At 66.0% G+C, this 1,088-nt stretch carries 1 protein-coding gene; it reads right to left on the bottom strand.

Going from position 1 to position 1,088, the window contains the following annotated elements; genetic code table 11:
* Positions 1 to 1,088, bottom strand: a 1,088-nt coding sequence (locus QCE62_RS35035; RefSeq protein WP_309928002.1) for an acetyl-CoA C-acetyltransferase, incomplete at both ends; no start/stop codon positions are given.

The raw sequence follows: 1,088 nt of genomic DNA, 5'->3' as shown, positions 1-1,088 counted from the left end.
CGTTCCACCGCCAGCGCCACGCCCATGCCGCCGCCGATGCACAGCGACGCCAGACCCTTCTTCGCATCGCGCTTCTGCATTTCGTGCAGCAGCGTCACCAGAATCCGGCAGCCCGATGCGCCGATCGGATGCCCGATTGCGATCGCCCCGCCGTTCACGTTGATCTTCGACTGATCCCAGCCCATCTGCTGATGCACCGCCAGCGCCTGCGCCGCGAACGCTTCGTTGATTTCCATCAGGTCCAGGTCGTTGACGCTCCAGCCCGCGCGCTCCAGACAGCGCTTCGACGCCGGCACCGGACCCATGCCCATGATCTTCGGGCTCACGCCCGCGTTCGCGTAGGCCTTGATGCGCGCCAGCGGCGTCAAACCGAGCGCTTCGGCCTTCTTCGCCGACATCACGACCACGGCCGCCGCACCGTCGTTGATGCCCGATGCATTCGCCGCCGTCACCGTGCCTTCCTTCGAGAACGCGGGCTTCAGACCCGCCAGCGCCTCGGCGGTCACGCCGTGACGCACGAATTCGTCGGTGTTGAACTGAAGCGGCTCGCCCTTGCGCTGCGGAATCGAGACCGGCACGATCTCGTCGTTGAAGCGGCCTTCCTTCTGTGCCTTCTCGGCCTTGTTCTGCGACAGCGCCGCGAACGCATCCTGCTGCTCGCGCGTGATGCCGAATTCCTTCGCGACGTTCTCGGCCGTCGTGCCCATGTGATAGTTGTTATAGACGTCCCACAGGCCGTCGACGATCATCGTGTCGATCAGTTTCGCATCGCCCATGCGGAAACCGTCGCGCGAGCCCGGCAGCACGTGCGGCGCCGCGCTCATGTTTTCCTGGCCGCCCGCGATCACGATGTCCGCATCGCCCGCGATGATCGCGTTCGCCGCCAGCATCACCGCCTTCAGGCCCGAGCCGCACACCTTGTTGATCGTCATGCCGGGCACCATGTCCGGCAGCCCTGCCTTGATGAGCGACTGGCGCGCCGGGTTCTGTCCCGAGCCCGCGGCCAGCACCTGGCCGAGAATGACTTCGCTCACCTGATCCGGCTTCACGCCTGCGCGTTCGAGCACGGCCTTGATGACCGTTGCGCC

Source organism: Caballeronia sp. LZ033 (assembly GCF_031451265.1).
Lineage (GTDB): Bacteria > Pseudomonadota > Gammaproteobacteria > Burkholderiales > Burkholderiaceae > Caballeronia.
Note: the sequence above shows the minus strand (reverse complement) of the source record. Positions and strands in the feature narration are given on the sequence as shown.